Below are 26,096 nucleotides of genomic sequence, written 5' to 3' on the forward strand. Positions count from 1 at the left end.
CGGCCTATGGTCACGATCCACGAGGTACTCGAGCAGTTGCGGGCGACTGCTCTTGACGAGCGCGACAAGGGCGACAAGTTCGAGCGGCTGGTTGCCAGCTATTTGCGCAGCGACCCTGAGTGGACAGCGCGCTTCTCCGAGGTGTGGCTTTGGTCGCAGTGGCCTGGTCGGCAGGGTCGGCCCGATACCGGAATCGATTTGGTGGCGGCGAACCGTGACCGCGACGACTACACCGCAATTCAGTGCAAGTTCTATGACCCCAGCCACAAAGTTGCCAAGGCAGACATCGACTCCTTTGTGGCATCGTCAGGCCGTGTCGAGTTCTCTGACCGTTATATCTTCGACACCGCCGCAGACTGGTCCGACAACGCCAAGCACGCGCTTGAGGGGCTCGCTGTCCCTGTGCAGCGAATCGACATCGGCTACTTGTCCGAGGCCAGGGTGGACTGGTCTCAATTTTCGTGGACGACCCCTGAGGTCCTGGTGCCGACCGGACCGAAGGTACTCCCGCCTCATCAGCAACGCGCCCTCGACGATGTCCGCCGCGGGTACCTCGAGCACGATCGAGGCAAGCTCGTCATGGCTTGCGGCACTGGAAAGACGTTCACTTCATTGCGGATCGCCGAGGATCTGGTCGGCGTCGGCGGCAGTGTGCTGTTCCTTGTTCCGTCTATCCAACTGCTAAGCCAGTCACTGCGCGAATGGATGGCCGAGGCGTCGCTCGACATTCGCCCGTTTGCCGTCTGTTCTGATGTGCGGGTCGGTCGCCGTGTAAACAGCGACGACGCGGATATGTCGATCATCGACCTCACAGAGCCCGCCACTACCGACGCAGCCGCCCTCCTGGCCAGAATGACCAGCGGCCGGCATGCAACGGACCGGATGAAGGTGGTCTTCGCCACCTACCAATCCATCGACGTTGTGGCCAAGGCACAGCAGGCTGGCCTGGATGCGTTCGACCTGATCATTTGCGACGAGGCCCACCGGACCACCGGTGTCACCATCGCTGGGACAGACGAGTCTCACTTCGTGAGGGTGCACGACAATGACTATTTGAAGGCAGCCAAGCGGCTCTATATGACCGCAACGCCCAGAGTCTTCGGTGAGGAGGTTCGTCGCAAGGCCCTCGATGCCGAGGCCATCCTCGCCGATATGGGAGATGCGGGTACCTACGGCCCCGAGCTGCACCGGCTCGGCTTCGGGGACGCAGTTGAGGCGGACCTGCTGACCGATTACAAGGTGCTGGTCCTGGCTGTCGACGAGTCCTATGTCGCGGAGAACTTCCAGGGCGCCATGGCGCACGGGGGCGAGATCGCTCTCGGTGATGCGGCCAAGCTGATCGGGTGCTGGAACGGTCTATCGAAACATTATGGCTCGGCAAGCACGGAGATCGAAGACAGAGCGCCGATGCGCATGGCGGTTGCCTTTGCCAAAGACATCAAGGCCTCCAAGATCGCAGCATCCAGCTTCCCGGCCCTGATCGACCGGGCACTCCAGGACGAGGCCGCGAACGGTGCCGTGCGCAACCAACTCCGCGTTGAGGCTGCACATGTGGACGGCACGATGGGAATCCACGAGCGCAACATGCATCTGGCCTGGCTGAGAGACAAGACTCCCGATGACGTATGCCGCGTCCTTACCAACGCCCGTTGCCTCTCCGAGGGCGTGGACGTGCCGGCCCTCGACGCTGTGCTCTTCTTGACCCCGCGTGGCTCCCAGGTGGATGTCGTACAGTCCGTGGGACGCGTGATGCGCAAGGCGCCCGGTAAGGAACTGGGCTACATCATCCTTCCAATCGTGGTGCCTTCAGGTGTAAGTCCCGAAGAGGCGCTGCGAGATAATGAGCGCTACAAGGTCGTCTGGCAGGTACTGCAAGCACTGCGTTCTCACGACGACCGGTTCCACGCGATGATCAACCAGATCGAGCTGAACAAGAATAAGACCAACCGGCTCGTGATCGACGATGTGACTCCTCGACCCGAGGCCGAGCGTCCGCACGAGAACCCGAGCAACGAAGGCGATCAAAGTTCCCAGCTCACTCTCGACTACGGCTTCGAGGGATTCCGCGACGCGATGTACGCACGGATCGTGCAAAAGGTCGGCGAGCGACGCTACTGGGAGACCTGGGCACGGGACGTCTCAGATATCGCTCAAGCTCACATCACCCGCATTCAGGGACTGCTGGCGGATCCTGAATCGCCGCCGGCCAGGGAGTTCGAGGCGTTCTTGGCCGGTTTACAGGGAAATCTCAACGAGTCGATCAGCCACAGCGAGGCCGTTGAGATGCTGGCCCAACACCTGGTCACCCGGCCTGTGTTCGAGGCCCTGTTCGAAGGCTACGACTTCACGGCACACAACCCCGTCGCGCAGACGATGGAGCTAATGCTGCGTAGCCTCGACGAGCACAACCTCGGGGCGGAGAACGACAAGCTCGAGCGGTTCTACGCTTCGGTGCGTCGCCGTGTCGAGGGTGTCCGAGACGCAGATGGTAAGCAGCGCGTCATCGTCGAGCTCTACGACAAGTTCTTCGCCACTGCCTTCAAGAAGACCGTCGACCGGCTCGGTATCGTCTACACGCCGATCGAGATCGTCGACTTTATCCTTAAGTCGACCGATGAGGTGCTGCGCCAAGAGTTCGGGCAGGGCCTCAGCGACGAAGGCATCCACATCCTGGACGGGTTCACGGGCACCGGCACGTTCATCGTGCGGCTGCTGCAATCGGGGCTGATATCCCCCCACGATCTGGCCCGCAAGTACGCCCAAGAGCTTCATGCCAACGAAATGTTGCTACTGGCGTACTACATTGCTGCGGTCAACATCGAGACCACCTATGCTGCGCTGGCGATTGACGGTGGCGAGGATCCTGGCTCCTACAAGCCGTTTCCCGGGCTGGTGCTCACCGACACCTTTCAGTCCTATGAGGACGGCGACCGAGACGATCTCCATATCTTCCCGGAGAACAACCAGCGCATCAGCCGTCAGCGTGATCTGCCGATCACGGTCATCGTCGGCAATCCCCCCTACTCGGTGGGTCAGGCCTCGGCCAACGACGACAACGCCAACACCGTGTATCCGACCATCGATGCAGCGATCCGCGAAACCTACGCCGCGAAGTCGGCGACGAGTTCGATTCGCGGGCTCTACGACTCATACGTTCGGGCGATCAAGTGGGCCTCCCTACGCATCGGCGACCGCGGGGTCATCGCCTACGTCACCAACGGCGGCTTCCTAAACTCGAACTCCGCCGACGGGATGCGAAAATCACTTCACGAAGAGTTCGCTGGTATCCACGTGTTCAATCTGCGCGGCAACCGTCGCAACGCCGGCGCCGAGGGTCGACCGATATTCGAGGCATACGCCAAAGGCTCTGGTGGATCCATCGCAGGTATCGCGATCGTGGTGCTGGTCAAGGACACGTCTCGTCCCGGCCCGGCAGAACTGCACTATGCGCAGGTGGGCGACTTCACTACTGCGAAGGAGAAGGTCTCCGAGATCGTCGAGGCAGGTTCGATCTTGGGCACTGGGTCACTTCGCATCACACCTGACGAGCACGGTGACTGGCTGGACCAGCGACGCGAGGAGTTTGGTGGCTTCCTGCCTCTGCACACAAAGGCCGGCGTGTCGATATTCGCCGTAACCTCGAAGGGACTCACCACCAACCGGGATGCCTGGGTCTACAACTCCTCGGCAGCAGAGCTGACGGCGAGCGTGGACCGCCTCGTCAGCACCTACCAGGGCGCCTTGGCGGAGGGACTCAGCGAACGGGACATACCACGCGATCCACGTCTGATCAGCTGGTCGCGCCGACTCCTTGCCCGGTTCTCACAAGGTCAGCCGATCACCGCCGATTCGTCATCGCATCGGATCGCATGCTACCGGCCGTTCCAGCTGCAACATGTGTACTTCTCGGCCGCGCTGAACGAGGACCGCCGAAGGTTGCCGAGTGCATTTCCGACGCCCAATCACGACAACTACGGCTTCCTGCTGACAGGGGTATCGTCGCACTACGAGTTCAGCGTGATCGCGACCGACCGGTTGCCCGATCTGCACCTACTTGATACTGGGCAGTTCTTTCCTCGGTGGGTCTGGGAGCCACTCACCGCTCAGGAGGGCACTCTGGACCTGGCCTTCGGCGTCGAGGAGGAGGGCGGCGTCGGCGGGTACCGGATGGTTGACAACATCACCGACGAGGCGCTGGCAAAATTCCGGCAATCCTATCCAGATCAGTCCGTCACGAAGGACGACGTCTACTTCTACTGCTATGGCTTGTTGCACTCGCCGGTGTACCGGAAGACCTATGCTGCGGACTTGAAGAAGCTACTGCCTCGAGTGCCCCTGGTCCGGGACTTCCGCGGCTTCGTCCGCGCCGGGCGCGGACTGTCGAACCTTCACCTCGGCTATGAGTCGGTGACGCCGTATCCTTTGGGCGGACTCGACGCTGCTGGCCAAGGCGATGGAGATGATTACCGGTATTACCGGGTCGAGAAGATGCGGCCAGGAACCCCCAGCGCTGAGCAGAAAACCGCAGGGGAAAAGGCGGACCGCAGCACAGTCATCTACAACGATCACATCACGCTAGACGGCATCCCGGAAGATGCACACCGATACCGGCTGGGACCCCGGACGGCATTGGAATGGGTCCTGGAGCGCTACCAGGTGCGCACCGACAAGAACTCCGGGATCGTTAATGATGCAAACCGGTGGTCTATCGAGGTAGACGACCCGCGCTACATCATCGACCTGGTCGGTCGGGTCGTGACCGTTTCCGTGGAGACCATGAAGATCATCGATGTCTTGCCCGATCTGGAGATCGTCGAACCTTGAAACGGGCCCTCAAATCAGTTGCTAAAGGCAAGGAGTTCGAATCGAAGGACCCTGCCGCCGCTACCTTCTTTCGCTGAAGTACACGGGTTTGAATGAGCTGTGCGGGGACGAACGCGGCGGCTATCGATTGGACCTCAGGCAGACAGTCGCGATCCCCGGCCTCACATATACTTTGGATGCCCGGGTTGACAGAGTACCTGGCAGGCTCCATAGTCGATACATCCCGATACGCAAGGTATCAGGTATTCGAATTGGTGGCATCTAATGATCATCATCACTCTTGGACCTGAGCGGACGCTCGAAGCAGGAGAAGACGACCTTGGCCGCGATCGCGTGGGCTACAGCTCAACGATGAGCCCTGGCGCGCTGTACGACGCCAACCACGGCACGTGGCACCTGGGCGAGCGGGCAAGCCGGGAGCGCTACGCCTTGGTCACCTTCGAGGGAAGTGTGGTTCAGGCCATCGGCATCAACTACGTCGAGCCGGTGGCTGGAACGTATGCTGGCCGGGAGACCTCCAAGCGTTCAGTCATCCATGGCGACATCTTGACCGAAGGCCACCCAGTCCACGACAGGTATGTCGGCCGCCCCTCCCCCATTCCACCGCAGCGCAACCCGGTCGGCTACTTCGACGCTCCCGAAGACCACACGCAATGCCTGTGCGGCTGCGGTGAGCCGACACCGGCTGGCAAGGACTTCGTTCCCGGGCACGATCAGACCGCCCTGCACGATCGGGTACGTCAGGTCGGGACGGTTAAGGAGTTCATCGAATGGTTCGACAATCTCCGCAAGCCATTCTGACTGGAGCCCTGGCAATCGGCTGCAGGGCTGCTGCAGGCCAGCCGGAGGTGTCTCGGGGTTCGTCGGCCCCGAGGTCGGGGGCCACAGAAATCGACTCGCGTCGCCGGCACCTAACGCAGACGCGGCCGACATCCAGTTTCCTGATGTCTGGAAGGGCGTCACCCTGGCGCAGGGCTGTTTCAGTTCACGGTTCGTTCAGCTCGGATGTGTTCTCTCCGTGGTTGTGTGGGTGGTCGAGATCGGAGCGTTCCGCGAGGTGCAGTGGCACCGGCTTCTTGGTCCGGTCATCCCAGGCAGCCGCCTGATGGCACAGCCTGGCTGTGAGTTCTACAAGGACTTTTGGTTGCCAGGATCCTGCTCGTGCGATCGTGATCTCGATCATGGTGAGCCCGTGCCAGTCTTCGGCGTGGAACTTCGCTTGATCGGTCGGCAGTGTCCATCGGGTGTATTTGGCCCCGGTTTTTGCTCCGATCGATTTGCCCCGGTAGGTCTTGGACGCTTGCGCTAGGACCCAACTGCCTGTTCCGTTCTCGCTGTGTCCATATATCTGCATCTGTGGCAGCGCCGGTTGATGAGGGTCGGCTACCGGCGTGCCGTGTCCGCGATGGGTGGCTTGCGGAACCCTCTGTCCGCTGGCGCAGCGAACCACTGCAAGGTCTGGGTGGTTAAGGGAGTCGCCGGGCAGCGGTCCGCGGCCGAGAGCTGTGTCGTTGAGACCGGACCAGAGCCCTTTGCAGGATTCGGCGTCAACGAACAGCACCACGGGTCGGTCACTGGGAAACTCGGCTGTCTGTAGCGCCTGTTCAACGTAGGCCTGCACGGCTTCGCGCTTGTCGACTGTGCGGGACAGTTCCGCCATTCCGATGGGACCGGTGTAGTACTCGGCGTTAGCCTCGCGGTAGCTCAACCACGGCTGGCCTGGCTTGCCCGCACTCTTAACTCGCCATGGCTGGTTCAGGTCTGCTTCGGCATGAAGCGCCGTGAGACGAATTACGAGGCTGTTGGCGGGTTTGTAGCCATTGCGTTGTCGTCGTGGCGTGTCCTGCCGGATATGGATCCCCACCAGGATCGCCGACCGATCCAGCGTCACCGTGTCACCCTTCACCATGGCCTGCCCCAGGCGGTCGTCGATCACGCCGGCCCTGGCGAAAGAGATCTCGCATTGCGCCGATTGCCGGATAGTCGGAAGCCTGCTTCGGCTTGACTGTCGTTTCGTTGCCCTGCGCATCTTTTGTCTTCGCCTTGTTGGCTGCTTTCGGCTTGGCGGGGGTCCAGTTGGAGTTGATGAACTGGCTGACGATTCCTTGTTCGCCCAGGAGGCGCCGAACGATCGGCTTCGCATCGTCCTTTGGCGGGTCTTTGGGATCCCAGAAGGTCTCGGCCAGAGCAGCGACGCCGGTCCCCGGCTGTGCCTTCAGCCAAGCCTGATCGTTGAGGACACGAGACTGTGGGCCGTGATCGAGGATGTCGCCAGCCTCGGCCATGACGACGCTCAGTCTACCGGTCAGCTGAATAGTTTGACCGTCGGGGATTCCTGCCAGCGAGGTGTCCGGGGCAGCACTGTAGGTGGCCATGACTTCTTGCATGCGTCGACGAACGGTCGATGTGGAGTACAGGCAGACGATGCGCAGGTGCTGCAGGCCGCTGGCCAGTACCGCTTCGTCGATCTTGGCTGCCGGGATGGGGTGGTCGTCGAATGCCTTGACACTCATCGCGGTCTTGGCATAGCGCAGGGGCTGGATACCGAGCTGCCGTGTCGCGTGCCGGCCTAGCTGGTAAAGGAATCTAACTCCGGGTCCCTTGCCAGTGGGGTGAAACAGAGGGGTGCCAATCGCCCGAACCGGTCCAGCCTCAGCCCCGAATTCGGCGGGAAGCGTGATCGCGTTAAGGCCCAGGGCGTCGATGACATCTGCGACGTGGCCTTTGACCCGTGCATGGTCTCGTCCTATTTTCGGGTAGGGAGACAGGATCGGAAGCCTGAGGACCGGATCAGCCGGGTCGACGCCTCTGTCGATATAGGCATTTTTGGCGAATGACCATGTCGGGAGGTGACGGGCCACGTGGCCATCGAGGCTGAGGTAGAAGTTCGCTGCACCAGGCACCGTGACGACGGCTGTCGAAACATACTGCGTGGCATGGCCAGTCCTGGTCTGCCCGGACGGCAGGCTGATCGGGTGATCGAAGGCAAGAAGGTTGCCCTCGGTGTCCATTCGCAGCTCAATGGGGTAGGTGCCGTCGATGAGCAGCGGTTCGGCGGCGATCCGGCGGGCAAGTTCCCAGCGGGCAGCCTCATAGAACCAGCCAGGCGCTGAGACTGTCTGGGTTACCTCGTCGCGCTCGATGAAGTCGGCGAGGTTCTTGATGCGCGGCGTGATGCCGACTGGCAGCAGCGCGGCGAGCGTGTCAGAGGCGTGGTCGCCGGTAGTCAGCTGCTCGAATTTCCGGATCGCGGTGTGCAAGACCCAGGGGTCGATCGGTTGGGTCGTGATGAGCAGGGCTTCGCTGTCGCGGATGCCTTTGCGACCGGGAAACAGGGTTACTGGCTGGCCGGTGACAGCGGTCAGGGCGACGGTGAGGGCTGTGTAGCTAGGCAAGACTTCGTCGCGCGCCAGGCGGTTCTGCAGGATCTTGGTCACGCCGTCCCAGCCGGCCAGGAAGTCCGGGCTCATGGGATAGATCGCAACGGTTCCCAGCGATTGAGGGTCGATCTCGTAGGCGAGGGTGTGCAAGCCCTTGGCGAGGTCAGTCGTCATAGTGTTCGTCAGCTTCCTGTCGCTGGTCGGCAAAGGTGAAGATCGCTTGGAGGGTGTCGCCGTACAGCGACTGCATGAGGTCTAGCTGGCCTTCGTCGCGCCAGTTGTCGCGGATCTGGTGGATGAGGCTGGGGAGGTCCGATCTTCCGCTGGTGTCGTGGAAGGCGTAGTCGACCAGGTGGATCTCGGCGTTGTCGCCGCCGCGCCTTGCACGGCCTGCCAACTGGATGAGTCCGTTGAGGATTTCCTTGGCGATAGCGATCTGCACCGCGGTGGGCAGCGCACGGAAGTACGGCAGGCTGCGGAAGATGCGGTCGAAGGCCCGGGCTGCTTCGATGCGCATGTTCTCCAGCACCTCGGCGGGCGCGTCGGTGGCAGTGGAGATGGCGTGAATGTCGGCGTTGACGTGGGCGAGCAGTTCAGCCGGCTCATCCATGACCGGGATGGGGCGGATCACGAGCCAGACGGATCCGATCTGGGAGCGGCCGTCGCGGTCGACGATGTTGAGTCCGCGTTCGGTTCGCGCCAGTGGTGCGATCAGGACGGATCCGGGCTCGGTTCCGACCGTGCGGCCGAACTCCTCCAGACGATCTGCCGGCACCTCGGTCCAGCGTGCGGTCAGCCGTGGTCCTTCCGGGGCATCAGCCGGGCGTACCCCCAAGACGATGCGTTCGGCGGGGACGCCTGCGGCGGACAGGCCGATCGCGAGGTCTTCTGCGCCTTCATAGGCTGTGGTGGCGAGCAGCAGCCGGGCCCGACGCGCCGTTTCAGGGTTGCTCAGCAGGTCGGTGATTTTGTTGTCCAAGTGCTGGATCCAGAGCAGCTTGCCCAGCTTGGTCATGGTCGCGCGGCGTTCCTTACCGCTGGTTCCGGACACGCGCAGGAACTCCAGTTCCTCGTCGCTGACCGGGGTGGCGTGAATGGTGAGTCCACCGGTCACATCGTCGGGGACCCACCACGTCGGCTGGACATGGACATGGTGGTGGGGCGCGCCCGGGAAATAGCCCGTCGCCGACAACCCGACCACGATACGGCTGCGCCCCGTGTGGGCCCTGGCTGTGAGGTCTCCCAAGGTCACCACGTACGTGTGCGGGTCACCACCGAACCCGCTGACCCGCAAAGAGGTGTCCCACGGCCGGTCGTCGTCGTGGAGCTCGGTGAACGCGAACAACACCCGGCCCATCGGCCCGTAAGGAACCGCTCTCCAGGTGGCGAACTGACCCAGCGCATCAGCGATTTCCGTGGCCGCCTTGACACCTGAGGCGTGGAGTTGGGGTGCTGCGTAGACCATGGACATCAGGCACTTGCGCAATGTCTCCAGATGCGCGCGACGTATCAGCCGATCTGCGACCAGTACTCGCATGTCCTCGCTGTCTAGGCGGCTAACAGGGTAGGGGTGATCCTTGAGCATGCCGGCGAGGAGCTCACGGCCGACCATGAACAGATCGCCTCCGCTGGCGGGGCTGGTCAACGTCGTCAACACCGTGGCCACCGGTTCCAGCCAATCAGGAATGATCGCGCCGCTGGTGGACCCGGGGAACAACGCATCCAGCGTGGCCAGCTGCTCTGTGCTCACGCTGAGATCTTTGGCGTCGGGTGGAATGCCGAACAGCGCGGCAGCGAGCCAGCCGTCCCATCTGCGAGGCAAGACCCAGCGACCGAACATCGGATGGCCAGGTGAACGGCCGGCCCGTGAACGAATGAAGTCCCCGGCAGCAAGATGACGATTGTAGTTCTCGGCTAGATACCGTGCCTGCGACAGCAGTGCCTGGACGCGGCCTTCGATGAGAGGGTTGATCAAGCCAATCGCATCGCCGAACTCGGTGTCGAAACGCCGCAACAACGATCCCGATGAGCCGCGCCTCTTCGCCAAGGTCAAGCCACTAGCGCTCTCACCGATCAGACTGGCCTGGAACGCGTCGATCTCATCGATCAGCACGGCGTGACTACGGAACAACACAACGGCCTCGACCGAGGGGTTCTCCTCGACCCGGCCGTCCATCACCACAGGAACGTGCAGGCGCCCAACGGCGAAGTTCGAATGGCTGGTCACGATCACCGGGGCCGTTGCAGTTTGCCTGGCAACACGGAGCTTCCCGCAGCCGTTGCGCCACGGGCACCGCGACCGCTTCTGACTGGCCGAGCCGTCGTCCTTTACGGCCCGCAGATCTCCACACGGTTCTGATCCCGGCACCCAGGCATCGACGCCATCCTCAGTCTCAGCGGCTGCCGGCAAGGCGCAGGCATAGTGCATGCGGTCATAGGCCCATTCGCCGAGTCCGCCTGGCTTTGAGCCCTTAGCTGCGATCTCAGCCTCAGTTGCCAGCCTGCGCGGGGACATCAATGGCACCACGTCTCCATCGATGCCAAGTGCTCGAAGGCTGGCATTGATCGAGTGAGCGGTCTGCACAACGACCGCGTTCTTCGGCACCAGCAAGGTGGTCACCATGCCGCGCTCAGCGCACCAGCACGCCACCAATTCAGCCAGTACGTTCTTACCGACTCCGGTTGGTGCATTCAGCAGCTGGGTAGCACCTGCGCGCAGCGCCCACCGGCCCTGTTTCAGATTCTCCGGGTCTCCCTGCAAACGGGTGAAGATCCGGTCAATCGACTCGCGGCGATGAGTCTGGCCGAAGGCCGCATCCAGCAGGTCAGCCATTCTCCTCAAGTCGGCGAACGGTATCGCCAGCTCTGATGCGTCCGCCGGCTGACCCAGGTCGGTTGGCTCCTCCGGCTCAGCAGCCGGTGTTAGTGACAACGCATAGCGTGTCTCGACTGCCCCAGTGCCGCGCGGGCCGCTCATCCACGTCACGAACTCTCCGCGGCCGGCGACCTTCTGCGGCCGCCGGGTCTGCATCTCCTGCTCGAGCCACAGGAACCGCACGCACTCCTCGACCACAGCCTGGGGTGAGGCCATGTCGGCCAGCAGGACGTCAGAATCCAAGAAGCTGAATTCGGCGATCTGTTCAGGCACCAACTGTTCGACCAGGTCCCTGAAGCCGTTGCGGTTGGCCATCGCGACCGGACGCCACCGCAGTAGCCGCGCAATCAAAGTCCGTTCCTCCTCCGACAGCCGCGGCCAGTGAGCCCACTTGTCAACCTGCCCCGACAGGAAGAACAGTGCATCCGCGACGCGGATACAGCGCCGACCCTGCTGCTCGATCGGGAAGTACAAGACCGCCAGCGCCAGCGCACCCCGAACCACGTGAATGGCTACCTTGTAGTCGGCCTCTCGTGGACCGCGCTGGCCACCCCGAGCCGCGCTCACTGGGCATCACCTCGACCCACAACCGTGCGGACGTGTTTCATGAACGACTCAACCGTCCAGAACGTTTTGTCAGGCAGCGCGCGCGACAGTTGCGGAATCTGATTCCTGCGATACTTCGGCACCAGGACGTGCCGTGCTGCCGGTGGCTCATCGATAATCCGGCGAGCATCTACGTGGTCCTTGACATCCACTGTCCAGGGAGCGAACCCCGGCGCCGTGACCAAGGCATCGAACGTGTCCATGATCGGCCACGGCGTGACCCGGATGCCTAGTTCCTCGCTCTCCAGCTGCTGCAGCACTACTTCAGGCAGGCCCGGAACGGTGATGAACCGCCACACCGCGGGATCGAGACACCCCGCTCCGGTAACAGGCAGTGCCTTCGGTGTTCGCAACCGCACGGTCGAAACCTTTCTCAGCTGCGGCTGACCCAGGTCATACCCTTTGATCTCGAAACGCGCCTCGTGCGGTGAGTAGCTGCAAAACACCGACCGCTCCTTCACCCTCATCGGCCACCGGCACGCGGGACAGGGCCACCACCACGAATCACCATCCGCGCTGCCACGGTGACTTCGATCCCGGGGAATGTCCACGTACTCCGCCACCGCCTTCGCCCCCGCATACCGTGGGTTGGTGTTTCGCTCATCGATCAAGTCACGGCTGAATCCCGCAGGGTGCTCGATCAGAAAGAGGCGAGAGGCCGTGTAGACCTTCTGATCACCGGTCTGCACTGTCGCCTGAAAGACAGCACGCTCAACCTGCTCATCGCGCTGCCAGGCCCACTTCGGCAGCCATGACGTCGCCGGATCAGCCTCACGGTCGAACAGAGCAAAGGTGTAGTCGGCAGCCACCTCCAAAGCAGAATCCGTCAGCCCGTCGGCCTCATCCAGGAGTACGAGCGATCCCAAAACGCCGCCCTCAGACACCTCAGGAAGCAACTCGACGATCGGCCTACGCAACGCCGCCACAAGATCCATCGGGGTCCGGATCTGCGACTTCGCCCCCTGCACATGCATGATCACGCCAGCCATCCGCGCCACCTCCCGCCACGCTCCCGGCTGGTCACCACGTTGGGACCACGCAACACTCGCCCTCAGCGCCGCAGTCACCACCACATCATGCGGCGAACGTAAATTGAGCACTCAACTTTCCCTTCCTGGAGCATCACCCACTGCAATAGATTTCTAACAGAGCGCACCGACAATTCCGGAGCAGCGACCGCAACAGGCCCAAGATCCACTCCAACCCATCAACAGGCGCGATTGGCTGGCCTCCATCAGGTCAACTGGGGATCCGCCTCTGGCCAGAGAAGAACCACAGCGCCAAGTCGGGCATGATGGTCTCGTGCCGATCGAGAACCCAATCCCCACCGGTGACGCTGAAGCAGATGCTGAGATCGCCGCCATCCTCGCCAGAGGAGGACCTACGTGGATCTCGGCCGCTGAAGCCAACGCCGAGATGGATCGGATGCTTGCTGACGCCGAAGCCGCCGAGGACGCCCGCGCATTCCAGGAGTGGGACGACCTCAAGGCCTCCGGCCAGGCCGCCACCATCCCGCACGACAAGGCGCGCCGACACCTCGGCCTCCCGTCGCAACAGACAGATGCCAGCGACCCCGGCGAAGACGACTGATCCTCCGCAACCTGATGGCTGGCGAACCTGGCTTTCAACCCGCCACGGCGAAAGCTCAGGCGTGGTTTAGGTCCCCGACCAGTCGGCTGAACTGACAGAACCTCGTTCGAGGCGGTCCGCGGCTGGCCAGAGCCCAGGCAAGGAACTGCTGGGCGTTGCACAGATCGTCCCCACGCCTGGCCGGGTCCGTGCCCCAGACCTCCGCATTCAGCTGGCAGGTACCAAGGGCTTTGCGGTAGTCAGCACCGAAGTTGCTGCTGGCATTGGCCAGATTTCCGAGGTCAGAGGCAGCGATCGAGGTCCGCTGCCAAAGAATCGATGAGCGCTTCGCGAGCTGCTTGGAAGGCCGTGACGGCCTCGATCCGAACTGGGCTCGACGCCGCCAATCTCCCTGCTTGACCAGCCAGTGTCTCTGCCGCGACCAGCAAGTTCCGAAGCGGCCCGTCGGCGATCTGACGGGATTGGTAGACGATGGGGGCGGCTGCCCTTCTGAGGTCGGCGAGAGTGGCCAACAGCTGTTCCGGGCCGGTTACACGCTTAACAGCGTTCGTGAACGCATCCACCTGGAGCGCGAGATTCGAGTAGAGCTCGTTGCGCAGGTCGAAACGGCGCTCGGCGCGGCGTGCATCCCGATCCTGCGCTGCTCGTTGCCGCGTCTGTGCACCACTGAGCCAATGGCCGGCGAGGGCGAAGAAGCCGCTGAGGAGCGCCACAGCGAAGGGTAGCCACGTCGAGTTCATGGCGATCACCGTACTGGTGTCGTTCTGGCGCAGTGGGGTAGGACGCGGCGGAGCAGGCGACGGCGGATATGATGACCATCCAGTGCCAGCCAGGAGAGGACGCGTGTCGACCGCAGACCGGATGCTCGTCCCAGTCGGACCGAATGCTGCACGGTGGCGGACCATCTCGCCACACCGGACCGTCCTGGTGATCGTACACACCGTCACAGCGTGGAACAGGTTCGCGGACATCCTCCCGGTCTTCGACTCGGACCGGCGCGTCCAACTAGTCTTCACCTTCCCGGATGCATCGGCGGTGTCTGCCGGTATCGAGGAGCAGCTCGCAAGGCAGGGTGTGCGAATCATTCCGTGGGAACGTGCGGTGACCGTCGACTTCGACCTCGCCCTATCGGCACATCACAGTGGCGATCTACACAAGGTGCGCGCGGCATTGGTCGTTCTGTCGCATGGTATGGGGTATACTAAATACTCGAACCGGGACACCGGGACACCGGGACACCGGGACACCGGGACACCGGGACACCGGGACACCGGGACACCGGGACACCGGGACACCGGGACACCGGGACACCGGGACACCGGGACACCTATGGCCTCAGCGCCAGGTGGTTGACGCATGAAGGTGAGCTCGTACCGGCAGCGATTGTTCTTTCGCACGACGAGCAACTCGATCGACTGGCTGCTGCGTCCCCAGATGCCCTGAAGTCGGCTGTTGTCGGCGGTGATCCTTGCTTCGACCGCTTGGCCTTGAGCGAGCACAAGCGGCGGCGCTATCGCCTCGGTCTCGGCGTGGACGACGACCGGACGATCGTCGTAGTGACCTCGACCTGGGGCCGGCGGTCTCTTTTCGGCGCACATCCCGATCTCATTTCCCGCGTGGTAGCGGAGCTCGAAATCGACAGGTTTGTGACCGCCGTCATTCTCCATCCGAATACCTGGTACGCCCACGGCCCCGCCCAGATCCGTCTATGGCTCGGCGAATGCCTCCGTGCAGGCGCCAGGCTGATCCCACCGGCTGAAGGGTGGCAGCAAGCCTTGCTGGCTGCCGACGTCATCATAGGCGACCACGGCTCGGTCACCGGATACGCCGCAGCGCTCGGCCGCCCAACCCTCCTTGCTACATTCCCGTCCGAGGATGTTGTACCGACCTCGGCGATCGATGCCCTCGGACGCTCGGCAGCCCGGCTCGATCTCCGCGGCTCGCTCCAGGCGCAACTCGCTGCAGCCCAGCCACCGGATCCAAAGGTCCGCGAACTGACCACGTCTGCGCCTGGGGAGGCGGGCGCCCGTCTCCGGGCTGAGTTCTACCGCCTGATGAGACTGCCCGAGCCACCACGTCCGGCCGCACTACCGCAGTATGAACCCGAGGCGTTACGCCCGATTCGCAAAGCATTGACCGCATGGTGGGCGTCGACGTCGACAGATGCCGAAGGCAACCACATCGTACGGCGATGGCCGGCTGAGCCAATCGGTCGACCGGACCAGCCACCGGAGGACGTCAACCGGCACCTCGTCGTTTCGGCCGACGAACCTCGTCGCGATCTGGCCGGCACCGCCGCGATCTGCGTCCTCGACGACGTTGACACCACCGCAACCTCGATCTTCCGCGGACGTCCCGCGTGCTCCCTGGTGGTCGCTCGCGAGAGTGCAACGACATGTCTACTGACACATCGCACTGGCTCGATGGCAAGGTTGAGGACAAATCCGGACGACGAACGCGGGATCGATCCGGCGATCCTGGCGTCCGTCGTCCATGATCAGTCGATGATCGCGCCGGACCGGCCAACCGATCGGCGCACCTTCGTCGCCTTTGTCGGGTCCCGGCGGATCACGGTCGACATCGCGGCAGTTTTACGAGGCTCCGAGTGAGTCGATCCGTTCACGAGCTACGTCCGCCTCGTCTGCACCGATACTCAGAAAGAGCTCGTGCGCGCGCCGATAGACGGCCAGCGCGTCTGTGACTCGGTCCCCGGCAACCAGCGCATCACCCAGCTTCAGCTGCGCAGCCCCTTCAAATTGCAGCATCCGGTCCGCAGCGAAGAGCGCGGGCCGCCTCCTCGAAACATCCCACCGGATCTTCGCCGGTCGCGATTTTGCTCGCCACAGAGCCCAGGACCATCAAGCACTTGGCGCGGTTCTCGGCCTCTGGAGTCTGCTGATCGAAATACCGCAGCGCACCGCCGATCCACGTCGCTGCCGTCGAGTAGGCCGCCTGATCCAGGGTGGCGCGAGCTCGGTGCAGGCCCAGTAGTGCGATCATCCGCGACCGTTGACTGTCCGGTATCTCATTCTCGGTGGCGCGCTGGATCACTGCCTCGGAAGCGTCATACCGGCGCAGTGCCTCGTCGAAATCCGTCTCCTTCGCGGAGACCTTCCCGAGCCACTCCTGAGCACTTTGCTCACCCATCCGATGGCCGATCGACATCGCGCATTCGAGCGAGCTCTGGAAGTCCTTCCGAGCAGCATCGGGATGCCCCGCAGCCAGATAGGCAGACCCCCTGTGCGAGCTGAGTTGCATGACCGCTGGGGAACTGCCGGCCAATTCGGCCGATGACAGGCCGACCGCCAGACAGTCCAGCCAGGAATCGCGGTGGCCCTGCTGATGAAAGTACTTGTGCAGACCGATACAAAGCTGGTAGGCAACCTCGTGTTGCTCGTTCGTGGCCGCTGCGGTCACGCAGGCAATACCTGACTCCCATTCTACGCTGAACCATTCCAGGGCATCCGCGCGATCGACGACCGCTCCCGGCGATTCGAACGCTTTCCCGACCCGCCAGCGCCTCGCAAGCGCGAAGTCTCTGGGTGCGAGTTCGGTCAAGTACCACTCGGTCACTCTGCGGACAACGGCACGGCGGTCGTCTCGGTCATCGACGCGTTCCTTCGCGTCGGAACGGAGCAGAGGAAGGTACATGAAGCGGCCTTCCCGGACGTTCGGCCGCAGCATGTTGGCGTCCACCAAGTCGTCGATCAGTTTCGCGGCTGAGCGATAGTCGGTGTCCAAGGCCATCGCTGCCGCCGGAACTCCGAAGTCGGGCCCGGGAATGAACGCCAGCAGCCGGTACGGAAGTTTCAGGTCGTCGTCCAGGGTCTCGTACACCTGGTCGAAGGAGGCGGCGAGCCGTCCCGAACTATCGATCCCAGGCAACACGACTGGGCCGACGGCTTCATCAACCAGTCTCCGTGCAACATGGGCCCTTCCACTCACCTGTGCGGCAACAATGCGGATCAACAGCGGATGGCCATAACACAACGCCACCAGCTCCCGCAGCGTGTCCGGATCGATCTGCGCTGCGGTCACCTTCAGCTTGTCGACCATCAGTCGATGGGCATCATCGGGCGGCAGGTTCTCCAGCGAGACAGGCAGGAAGTCGTACTCCTGCAGCTTTCGAAGGTTCGCTCGTGTCGTAACCACCAAGGTCACACCTGGCGAGGAAGGAACCAGCAGCTCCACTTGCTCGGCGGCAACGACATCCCGGATGACCATGAGGTACGTGCGTCCCACCGACAGTCGCTGGAACCGATCGGCCCGCGCCTGGTCGGAAGGCGGATGCTCGGCATCATCCAAACCGAGACCCCGCAGCGCCTGTCCGAGCATCTCCCCCGGTGACACCGGCCGCCCGTCGGCCTGCCGGGCCGCGACCTCGATGTACGTCTCCGCGAACGCCTCAAGGTTCTCGTGGAAGAACTGTGACGCCAGGCTCCACCGCCCGAGCCCTTCTTGCGCGTGCACATAAAGCAGACAGGGCAGATCTGCTGCCCGGCTCACAGTCAACTGCCGCACCATCAACTCACGCTGCTCGACACGATCCACAAACGGCATCACACGCCGAGGCCACGGACTAGCGGTAACCATAAGATCATCCCCAGCAAACGGTCGATGGCGTTGTGTAATCATAACCATCCGACTCATGGCAATGATCACCTGAACCTGTCGTTCCTCCGCGCCGGGCCTCGCCTCAGGAGCTAGCTATCGCTTCGACCTATCTGGCGCAGGTGGGTAAGATCGTCTCGCGGTTCGCTAATCAGCCCAGTCGTGCTCGCCTGCTGGCGACCTTAGTGCCGCGTCCGGCTCGAAGGCGGCGGGTGGTCGAGGTTTGGCGAAATGCCGCGCGTGCTGCACATTCGGCACCACCACCGCCCGAACCCCAGCGACCCGCAAGCACGCCACCCTCAGCTCGGAGAGCTGCCCCGCGCGGTCATGGCCGTGGCCTCTACTGGAGGCATATGCGCGAGCTGCTCGGCTCGCTGTGCTCGAAGATCCGGGTGCGGGATCCATTTGGCCGGCGCGAACCACCACGAGCGTCGTACGCAACCGTTCTGTGGCTGTCCAGCATCCCCAAGCGCACATTGCATGGGGTATAACAGCGCAGTTAAAGTTGCCAGCCGGGATTCAACCCGCCAATCTCAGGTTCAACTGCCGGTTGAGTTCGTCGAGAACGGACTGGTACCCGGCCAGATTTTCGGCGACGACATCGCGAGATGCCGCTCGTTGGATGGCCGCGGTGAGGTACTGGCCCTTAGCCAGCACCGGGCCGAGCAGGTCCTCCGCCAGATCGGGTGAGTCCAGCGCGATGTCGCTCGCCACGTTCGCCAGCCGATCCAGAGCCTCGCCGACCTGTGCGTGAGGCTGCCCGGCCACTATCGATCGGGCAAAGGCGCGGGCGGCGCGCATCACCTCGGAATACAGCCCCCACTTAGCTGCTCGTTCCTGCTCAAGCCGGCGGACGGCTCGCTCTTCACGAAGCTGGCGATCGGCACGCCGTCCGGTCAGCCAGCCTGCGCCCAGAGTACCGAATACACCGATGAGAGCGACCACCACCGTGAGCCAGACAGGAACCATACTGCACACCGTACTGGCACGCCGCCCGCGCGATGCTCAGAACGAAATCCAGCGCGCCGTGCTCTAAAGTGTACGGCGAGTAGCCGAACCGGGAGGGGATCTGTCGCCATGCAGCCTGAGGACGACGGCTCCCGCCTGTCCCACGCCTTCGGGCAGTCAGTGCCTGCGCTGAACGCCGTTCGTTTTCCAATCGCAGCCCGGATCTGGGCGGTCCCGGCACCGGTTGGGAATTTCGTCAACCGGACCGAGTACGTCGAGATCGTCCGTCGGCTTGCGGCGTCGCTCCGTACCGGGCCGTGTGTGCTCGCGATCCACGGCGTCAGTGGATCCGGCAAAAGCGCGTTGCTCGATCGGCTCGCTGATGGTGTCAGCGAACACTTCGACGACGCGATCAGATTGTCCTTGCGGGGCTTTCGCACCGATTCCATGGCAGACGTCCTCGGCTACGTGCTCGGTGAGCTCGGAATCGATCTGAACGACGTCGGCCCGGATGTCGCCTCGCGACATGGCCGGCTACTCAGTGCCACTAAGGACCGCCGGATCCTGATGCTGGTCGACGATGCGAGTGAAGGCAGCCAGATCAGGCTCCTGACACCGAACTCACCCGGCGCCATGGTGATCGCCGCCGGCAGCATTCGCCTCGACGATCTCGCGACCGACGGGGCGGTGGTGAAACGATTGGACGGTCTCGACCCCGAACACGCCCTCGAACTGCTCACCGCAATCCTCGGCGCCGAGCGGGCCAAGGGCGCGGCGAGCGCAGTCGCGCGACTAGTGGATCTGTGTTCGGGCTCACCACTCGGCCTGAAGACCGTCGCACAGCATCTGCTGCTCCGGACGGATCTCAGCCTCACGGATCTCGTCAGCCAGTTGGAATCACGAGCAGGTCAGGTCGAGCCGGGACCGGCGATCCCGGCGCTGCGCCGGGCAATGACCGCGATCTTTGACTCGGCGTATGAGTTCCTGATGCTCGACGAGGCAAAGATCGCCTACCGAGCGCTCGGCGCGGTACCCGGCGACCGCTGGCCGAAGGAGGTCGTACACACCGTCCTGGCGGATGCCAATATAGATATCGATGCTGCCCTCGGGCGGCTGATACAACTCGATTTCCTGCGCCCAGTTGCCGGTGGGTACGAGATGCCCTACCTCATCGGCAGACATGCAGAGCAGATCGCAGCTCGGACTCCGCACGGCGATCGGGATCAGCTGCGCGCCACGGTCATCCGGTGCTGGCTCTCGCTCGCCGCTGCGGCTGATCGTGGTGTCCAACGAGAGCGCTTCCGAGTGACACCGGTCACCCTGAGAGTGGGCGCTGACTTCACGAGCCCCAAAGATGCCATGGAGTGGCTGGAGAACTGGCACGACGCCATCTTCGAGATCGTTCAGGAGGCTGCGGCGCAGGGACTCGACACCGAGGCCTGGCAGCTGTTCGAGGCTTGCTGGCCGTTCCACACCAGCCACAACCGCTACGACGAGTGGATCAAGGCAGGAACGATCGCCGTCGAGGCTGCCGAGCGCAGCCAGAATCGGCGGGCAGTGGCGCGGTCGCGGTCGTATCTGGCGCGCGGCTGGATGGAGCAGGGCGGCCTCGGTCAGGCCGAGGTCGAGATCCAGCGCGCCTCCGAGCGCAGTTCGGCCATCGGCGACCCTGCGTTGACGGCATCCGTCCTCGACTTCGAAGGGCAGCTTCGACTGCGCCAGGCCCAGCCCGACGCAGCACTGGCTTGCTTCACCGAATCACTGCGGATCAACCAGCAGCTTGGGGACCAACGCGGGATCGCATTGCAGTACCAGTTCTGCGGCCGCAGCCTCTACTCGCTTGGCCGGGATGACGAAGCACTCGCTGTGCTCGCAAAAGCCTGGCAACTGATCCAGCCGTTCGCCGATCACCGGGCCGAGTCCAAGATCCTGTACAGCACTGCTCAGGTGCTGTCCGCGCTCGGCCGCCCGGACGAGGCCGTCGGCGCCCTCACCGACGCCTTGACCCGCGTTACCGAGCTGGGCCGGACCAGCCTCGTGGTCCCTCTACTGGACATGTTGGTCCAGCTCGCTAGAGAAGCCGGCGACAGGACGGCCGAGGTCAGCTACCTGCGGAAGCTCCAGGAGGTCCACACCTCGGCCGGCGACCCACGACTGGCTGACGTGCAGGCCCGGCTGCAAGAGCTCAACGGCGACTGAACTCGACAACACCGGGCTCGTTCGCGAACAGGGTCGCTGTCCTGGCGCCGCCCAGGCCGCGCGACTGGCAATAGAACCAGACCGAGACCGCAGGGAGAAGTTCGATCCCCTGGAGGTGTGCGGTGTACTCGGCGGACTCGGACCGCTCGCGGACAGTCAGCACCGCCGAATCCGTATCGGTCGGCTCCGCGACGAGTCGGCATCCCGGAAACCGCCCGAGTGTTGTCGCAGCCCAATTACGGTCGGCGGGTGTCCGGGCCACAATCGCCGCGGCCGACTGCAGCATGATCTCGTCGGCGTCGTCGTACGCGATCAGGAACCGCGCTCCTCGTGGCCGACCGAACACACCGATATCAGCCGGGAAACGCTCGATCCGCAATATCCGGTCGCCTGAAATCTCCACATGAAACGCGGCCGGGGCGACGGGATCCACGTCCAGGGGCTGTGCTGCGAGCGCACGGGGGCGATGTATCGGCGCCAACTGCAATAGCCGGAACAGCTCACGCTGAAGAATCGACAGCGACTCTCCCCAACGGGAGAAGACCTCAGTGGCGAGCGAGTGCAGCAGATCCGGCTCCGGACGGGCAGCCGCCGCTCTGATCTGGTCTGCCAGCGATGCATAGCCGTCGAGCCGTGGCGCCGAGGTTCCCAGCTGCCACATCGCTGTGTTTCGGGGAACCTCTTCTTCGCCGAACGACCCAAGGATCAGCGGGATGGACAAGCCAGAGGCATACGCGGACAGCGATCCATGGTCACCAATTACACAGCCAGCCGCGGCCAACGCACCCTGCCACGGGCCGGTGGGCGGTACCAGGATCAGCCCGGACGCGACCGCCGTACGCAACCACTGACGAATCTGCCAAGAGCTATGGGCAGCCCAGATGTTCGGATGCAGTACGGCGGCCACCCGGAACTCGTCGTACGGCAACTCGGCCAGGAGTTGCGCGGGTAGCTTCGGCCAGCGACCCAGAAGCGAGGTCGCGCCCCAGGTCGACGTCAGGGTCACCAGGCTCTGCTGAGGACCGATGCCGTACTGCTTCCGGAGCTCGGAGCGCTTTCGAGAGAGCCGCAGAAGATTGTCCATCACCGGATCCCCGGCCACCAGGATCCGGTCGCTGAACCCGGGAACCAAGTCACTCTGATTGTCGTGGGCAACGACCAGGAGGGCGGGCACCGGCCGGCCATCGTGCCAAAGTGAACCTGAAGTCAGACCGGCCCGCTCGCGGACATCGCCGCTGCTGTGCGGTGAATACTTCTGGAAGCCCGCCCCATGCGGGAATAGAACCAACGGTCCGCTGAGCTCATGCAGATCATCATGGTCGCTGGCCGAGAGAATCAGGTCGTAGTCCGTCGCAACAGCCGAATCCCAGGTCACCGTCCGGGCCCCAAGCCGCCGAAGTACCTCCGGCACCTCGGTGCCGAACCTCGAACCAGCACTCACCACGAACTCGACCGCGATCCGCTCGTCGTCCGCGAACACCACCAGGACTTCGAGCAGCCGATTCAACGAGGTAACGGTTCGCGCAACTGCCAGCACCCTGCGCTCGACCGGGACGGTCCCCCACCCGCCGCTCACCACAGCCCCCAACGGGCCAACGGGCCAACGGGCCAACGGGCCAACGGGCCAACGGGCCAACGGGCCAACGGGCCAACGGGCCAACGGGCCAACGGGCCAACGGGCCAACGGGCCAACGGGCCAACGGGCCAACGGGCCAACGGGCCAACGGGCCAACGGGCCAACGGGCCAACGGGCCAACGGGCCAACGGGCCAACGGGCCAACGGGCCAACGGGCCAACGGTAGTTCGACCAATCGAGAGGTGCTGACAAGCCGCGCCGCGGCAGGTGATTTGAGCGCAAACCGCAACGAACCGGCGCCGTGACGGAGCAACCGTCACGACCTGATCCCGCCAGATCGTGGACCTCCCGGTGCACCCTCATCACGCAGTCAACAATACCGGCCCCGGAGCGCCACACTGCTGCGGGCAGCAACAATAAACTCGTCGGGTCCACGGCCAAGCGTGCTCTCGGACTCCGCCGCCTGGAATCGGTACGCTGAGCCACTTCAAACTCGCCGCCCCATGAGGGGGTAGCCCGAAGTGCAGGCCCACGACAACATGGCCAGCCTCGTGGGCTGCGATTGCATCTGGGCCAGTGCGCGATCAAGCATGCTGAGACTTAAGCCATCTGCGATGGCATAGGGTTTGCAGCGCGCGGCCCAGTCACGCTCCGCGCGCCACTGGAGCTCGCGGCGCCGCTGCGCTGGCGATCCTGTTCGGCGCTGGCGTTCACCGGGCTGAATGCGTCGACCCGCTCGACCTGGACGACTACCACCAGGCCGGCGGCGAGTTCGAGATCGCAGGTAAGGTCGAATGGCTCGGCTCTGCCACTGCGCAGCCGGAGTACGGGCCGAGGGTCGAGGCCTGGATCGCCGTACGCGGTGAGGCTGCTTCTTCGCCACGCCAAGAAGAGTGCTGGGTGGACCGGTTCACGGTTGGATTTGAGGTGGTTGGGAGCGTCTGGGGCTGTGGTGTAACTGCCCCAGAACGTTCATCGGGGTGTGGCCAGCTACCGGTCCACGACCGCTGCAGCAACGCACTGATCTCGGCTGTACCGGCAAGGACGTGTCGATCTCGGGCATCGGAGTGATCGGTTCTTGGCGCTGTGGGCTCAACACCAAGAACCTGAGCAGCGTCACCCCCGGTGTGGCTCGTAGCCTGCACGCCAGTGGCCCCGTCCGCACCGGCTGGAAATCCCACTTTCACCGATGGCCAGCGTGGAGCGATCAGGACTTAGACGTGCACGGCATCGACACGGCCGGCCAGTTCGGCTCAGGTGCTGAATTCACTTTGGCCCTGGTGCGGTAGCGTGACGACCAGGCGACTCTCCGGAGTGCTCTCACGCCGTTCAAGCCACTGGGCGGCGTAAGGAAGTAATCATCTTGGGACGTGCGGCATGACTTCGCACCAGCGATTGGGTACCGGCGTACAACATCGTCGCGTCTCGGAGCCGACAGTGTTTGCTGCGCAAATATGCGCCGAGCACGGTGGGGCGTTGTCGACCGTCGCCACCGTCATGATGGGTGATCATCAGCGAGCCACTGGCCTCGTAGCAGAGGTCATCTGTTGCTATGCGCAAGGAGCTTCGGTGACTGGAGCGGCGCCGGTTCGGCGGGCCGTGTTGGTGCGCGAGCTGTATCTACAGTGTGTGGATTCTGCGGATCGGGTCGCGCAGCACCAGGGCGCGATCGCGTTGGCCCTGGTTCGGTGCGGTGGGTTGACCTACCGCGAGGTGGGCGAGTTGATGAATCTCCCCGATCACACCGTCGCGGCGATGTTGCGGGCGTCACTGAAACAGCACTCCCCTAGCCGACCGATGGCGCGTGAATCTGCGACATCCCGCCATCGAACGATCGGCGCTAGCTGATCAGACCGAGTTGGGCAGGCGCGCCGGCCAGGTCGTGGCCGTTGCGGTCTACTTCTCAGCTCGATCTCAGCATCAGCTGATGACCAATCTAACCCGTCCGCGGAGCCGAACAAAAATTCAGGACTACCCTAGCACCGGGGTGCGTAGGCCTTCGTGAGCGAGACCTGGGTCTGCCGGAAGCCTGGTAGTGCTGCAGCGCTACCAGGCGGTGACGTGCTGACTGGTGACGCTGTTCACGAGATGCTTGCGGCAGGCGGGGGGCCAGGACAGAATCGCTGTCGGCCGCAGGTGTCTGTGAAGCGGCGGTGGTGTTCCGATGAGGGTGCCGCGGCCGCGGCAATTTCCCGGCTGTGCCTGAGCGTCAGGGTGGAGTTCGGCGCGGGCGTGCCGGGTGATGCTGCCTCCCGGCACGCCCTGACCGAGGTGCGGGTGAGGTTGAGGACCTGTGGCCCCCGCGGCCTCGTTGACCATTTTCGGGGTGGGCACAGATCGCTCGATTCGTGGGATGTTGCCTTGGGCACCGAAACTGCCGGTCTGCGACCCCGGCGCAGTGGCGCGCACGGACCGGCGAGGGCCGGTCGGGGAGCCTCACCTCCGGCCGGTCTCACGTCGACCGGCCACAGAACAGCCGGCCTCACGCCGGTGATCTTCCGCTCGGGCGAGCGGCTGGGCCTGTCGGGTTGAGTGAAAGTCAGTCAGGGTGCAACTGTGCAGCCGCACTTAAAGCGTCCCTCCGGCGGGCGCGTTGGGCGGTAAACGATGATTGTGCTTGCTCCGGAAGCGCGGGCAAACACCGTGGATCGGTTGGAGTCCTTGGCATGCCCGGCGATCACTCCTCAGCGAAATTGTTCGGCCGGCTGGCCGCTGAACTACACGAACTCGAAGAAGTCGACGTGACCGTTGACGGCGTCATCCGGTACGCCTTGCAGGCGGTCTGGTGCACGTACGCCTCTGTCGTCTTGATCGTCAAGCGGCGACCACAGATCCTCGCGCTCACCGACCCCCAGCTCGCCAAGCTGTACCCAGGCCAGATCGACGCGGCCGCGGGGCCGCGGCTCACGGTCCTCCACGATGGGACCGCGCTCCTGATCGCCGACGTCGAGACCGAGACCCGGTGGCCGACTCAATGGCGCGACTCTGTACTCGAGGCCGGGATCCACAGCGCGATCCACCTACCCCTCGTGGTCGCCGGCCGGGCCCAGGCAGTGTTCAGTCTCTACATCGACCAGCCCCACGGATTCGACGATAACGACGTCGAAGTCGCGCACATCCTGGCCCAGCACGCATCCGTCGCGATCTCGACAGCCCGTCACCGAGTCTCGATGCATCAAGCCGTCGACGCCCGCCGAGCCGTCGGGCAGGCGATCGGGATCTTGATGGAACGCTACGACCTCGACACCGACCGAGCATTCGAAGTACTCAAGCGCTACTCCCAAGACACCAACCACAAACTCCGCGCCGTCGCCGACGAACTGATCGCGACCCGGCACCTATTTGAAGGCCGCTAGTGGTACGAGAGCGACCTACATGCTCTGCGATTCGACTCGATCCGAGAGTCAGCCCGGCTAGTGGTGGAGCATCGTAAGGCAGCCGGCCGATGGCCGGCCAGGCTGACATCAGGTCGCTTATCGGCGTTCAA

Annotated in this window: 15 protein-coding genes; 7 read left to right on the forward strand and 8 right to left on the reverse strand. The window is 63.7% G+C overall.

All coding sequences use genetic code 11. From position 1 onward, the window contains the following. Positions 1 to 6: 6 nt before the first annotated feature. Both F1D05_RS10065 and F1D05_RS10070 read left to right on the forward strand, forming a co-directional pair. The gene (locus F1D05_RS10065; protein ID WP_185447110.1) at positions 7 to 4,824 is read left to right on the forward strand and encodes a DEAD/DEAH box helicase; all 4,818 of its coding nucleotides are present in this window, start codon (positions 7 to 9) and stop codon (positions 4,822 to 4,824) included. A gap of 264 nt (positions 4,825 to 5,088) precedes the next feature. Next, positions 5,089 to 5,625 carry a hypothetical protein gene (locus tag F1D05_RS10070; protein WP_185447112.1) on the forward strand — a complete coding sequence of 179 codons (537 nt, stop codon included), beginning with the start codon at positions 5,089 to 5,091 and terminating at the stop codon, positions 5,623 to 5,625. A 184-nt stretch (positions 5,626 to 5,809) separates the two neighbouring features. Here F1D05_RS10070 and F1D05_RS38765 read toward each other — a convergent pair whose 3' ends face one another. The 4 genes from F1D05_RS38765 to F1D05_RS10085 are packed head-to-tail and all read right to left on the reverse strand — an operon-like array spanning position 5,810 to position 12,785. After that, a complete protein-coding gene (locus F1D05_RS38765; RefSeq protein WP_206686146.1) occupies positions 5,810 to 6,760 on the reverse strand; it encodes an RNAseH domain-containing protein in 951 nt (316 codons plus the stop codon). Continuing rightward, entirely contained in the window at positions 6,720 to 8,378 is a 1,659-nt protein-coding gene (locus F1D05_RS38770; RefSeq protein ID WP_206686147.1) for a pPIWI_RE module domain-containing protein, read from the reverse strand. The genes F1D05_RS38765 and F1D05_RS38770 overlap by 41 nt, the downstream gene beginning before the upstream one ends. Then, positions 8,368 to 11,646 (reverse strand): hypothetical protein, encoded by a 3,279-nt coding sequence (locus F1D05_RS10080; RefSeq protein ID WP_185447114.1) that lies wholly within the window; start codon positions 11,644 to 11,646, stop codon positions 8,368 to 8,370. The genes F1D05_RS38770 and F1D05_RS10080 overlap by 11 nt, the downstream gene beginning before the upstream one ends. Further along, on the reverse strand, positions 11,643 to 12,785 hold the full coding sequence (locus F1D05_RS10085; RefSeq protein ID WP_206686148.1) for a hypothetical protein: 1,143 nt from the start codon (positions 12,783 to 12,785) through the stop codon (positions 11,643 to 11,645). Before F1D05_RS10085 ends, F1D05_RS10080 begins: the two co-directional genes overlap by 4 nt. Positions 12,786 to 12,987: 202 nt before the next feature. Here F1D05_RS10085 and F1D05_RS10090 point away from each other — a divergent pair, with 202 nt between their 5' ends. Further along, positions 12,988 to 13,275, forward strand: a complete 288-nt coding sequence (locus tag F1D05_RS10090; RefSeq protein WP_185447116.1) for a hypothetical protein — start codon at positions 12,988 to 12,990, stop codon at positions 13,273 to 13,275. Between the two features lie 281 nt (positions 13,276 to 13,556). Here the strand turns inward: F1D05_RS10090 and F1D05_RS10095 are convergent, their stop codons facing one another. Then, the gene (locus F1D05_RS10095; protein ID WP_185447118.1) at positions 13,557 to 14,024 is read right to left on the reverse strand and encodes a hypothetical protein; all 468 of its coding nucleotides are present in this window, start codon (positions 14,022 to 14,024) and stop codon (positions 13,557 to 13,559) included. 94 nt (positions 14,025 to 14,118) lie between these two features. Between F1D05_RS10095 and F1D05_RS10100 the strand changes: the two genes are divergently transcribed. Next, positions 14,119 to 14,628 (forward strand): hypothetical protein, encoded by a 510-nt coding sequence (locus tag F1D05_RS10100; RefSeq protein ID WP_185447119.1) that lies wholly within the window; start codon positions 14,119 to 14,121, stop codon positions 14,626 to 14,628. Beyond that, positions 14,625 to 15,884, forward strand: coding sequence for a hypothetical protein (locus F1D05_RS10105; protein WP_185447121.1), 1,260 nt, complete (start codon positions 14,625 to 14,627; stop codon positions 15,882 to 15,884). The genes F1D05_RS10100 and F1D05_RS10105 overlap by 4 nt, the downstream gene beginning before the upstream one ends. Before the next feature lie 142 nt (positions 15,885 to 16,026). Here F1D05_RS10105 and F1D05_RS10110 read toward each other — a convergent pair whose 3' ends face one another. Both F1D05_RS10110 and F1D05_RS10115 read right to left on the reverse strand, forming a co-directional pair. Next, positions 16,027 to 17,826 carry an NB-ARC domain-containing protein gene (locus F1D05_RS10110; protein WP_185447123.1) on the reverse strand — a complete coding sequence of 600 codons (1,800 nt, stop codon included), beginning with the start codon at positions 17,824 to 17,826 and terminating at the stop codon, positions 16,027 to 16,029. A gap of 579 nt (positions 17,827 to 18,405) precedes the next feature. Continuing rightward, positions 18,406 to 18,855, reverse strand: coding sequence for a hypothetical protein (locus F1D05_RS10115; RefSeq protein WP_185447125.1), 450 nt, complete (start codon positions 18,853 to 18,855; stop codon positions 18,406 to 18,408). A 108-nt stretch (positions 18,856 to 18,963) separates the two neighbouring features. Here F1D05_RS10115 and F1D05_RS10120 point away from each other — a divergent pair, with 108 nt between their 5' ends. Next, positions 18,964 to 21,033 carry a tetratricopeptide repeat protein gene (locus F1D05_RS10120; protein WP_185447127.1) on the forward strand — a complete coding sequence of 690 codons (2,070 nt, stop codon included), beginning with the start codon at positions 18,964 to 18,966 and terminating at the stop codon, positions 21,031 to 21,033. On the opposite strand, the gene F1D05_RS10125 is transcribed toward F1D05_RS10120, so the two are convergent. After that, the gene (locus tag F1D05_RS10125; RefSeq protein ID WP_185447128.1) at positions 21,020 to 22,540 is read right to left on the reverse strand and encodes a hypothetical protein; all 1,521 of its coding nucleotides are present in this window, start codon (positions 22,538 to 22,540) and stop codon (positions 21,020 to 21,022) included. The two genes, F1D05_RS10120 and F1D05_RS10125, sit on opposite strands and share 14 nt — an antisense overlap. Positions 22,541 to 25,275: 2,735 nt before the next feature. On the opposite strand from F1D05_RS10125, the gene F1D05_RS10130 reads away from it, so the two are divergent. Continuing rightward, positions 25,276 to 25,965, forward strand: a complete 690-nt coding sequence (locus F1D05_RS10130) for a GAF and ANTAR domain-containing protein (RefSeq protein ID WP_185447130.1) — start codon at positions 25,276 to 25,278, stop codon at positions 25,963 to 25,965. Positions 25,966 to 26,096: the final 131 nt, after the last annotated feature.

Source organism: Kribbella qitaiheensis (assembly GCF_014217565.1).
Taxonomy (GTDB): domain Bacteria; phylum Actinomycetota; class Actinomycetes; order Propionibacteriales; family Kribbellaceae; genus Kribbella; species Kribbella qitaiheensis_A.

Excerpts from the sequence above, each read along its gene's own strand:
- F1D05_RS10065 (WP_185447110.1), top strand. The coding sequence starts at position 7 with ATGGTCACGATCCACGAGGTACTCGAGCAGTTGCGGGCGACTGCTCTT.
- F1D05_RS10070 (WP_185447112.1), top strand. The coding sequence starts at position 5,089 with ATGATCATCATCACTCTTGGACCTGAGCGGACGCTCGAAGCAGGAGAA.
- F1D05_RS38770 (WP_206686147.1), bottom strand. The coding sequence starts at position 8,378 with ATGACGACTGACCTCGCCAAGGGCTTGCACACCCTCGCCTACGAGATC.
- F1D05_RS10115 (WP_185447125.1), bottom strand. The coding sequence starts at position 18,855 with ATGGTTCCTGTCTGGCTCACGGTGGTGGTCGCTCTCATCGGTGTATTC.
- F1D05_RS10120 (WP_185447127.1), top strand. The coding sequence starts at position 18,964 with ATGCAGCCTGAGGACGACGGCTCCCGCCTGTCCCACGCCTTCGGGCAG.
- F1D05_RS10130 (WP_185447130.1), top strand. The coding sequence starts at position 25,276 with ATGCCCGGCGATCACTCCTCAGCGAAATTGTTCGGCCGGCTGGCCGCT.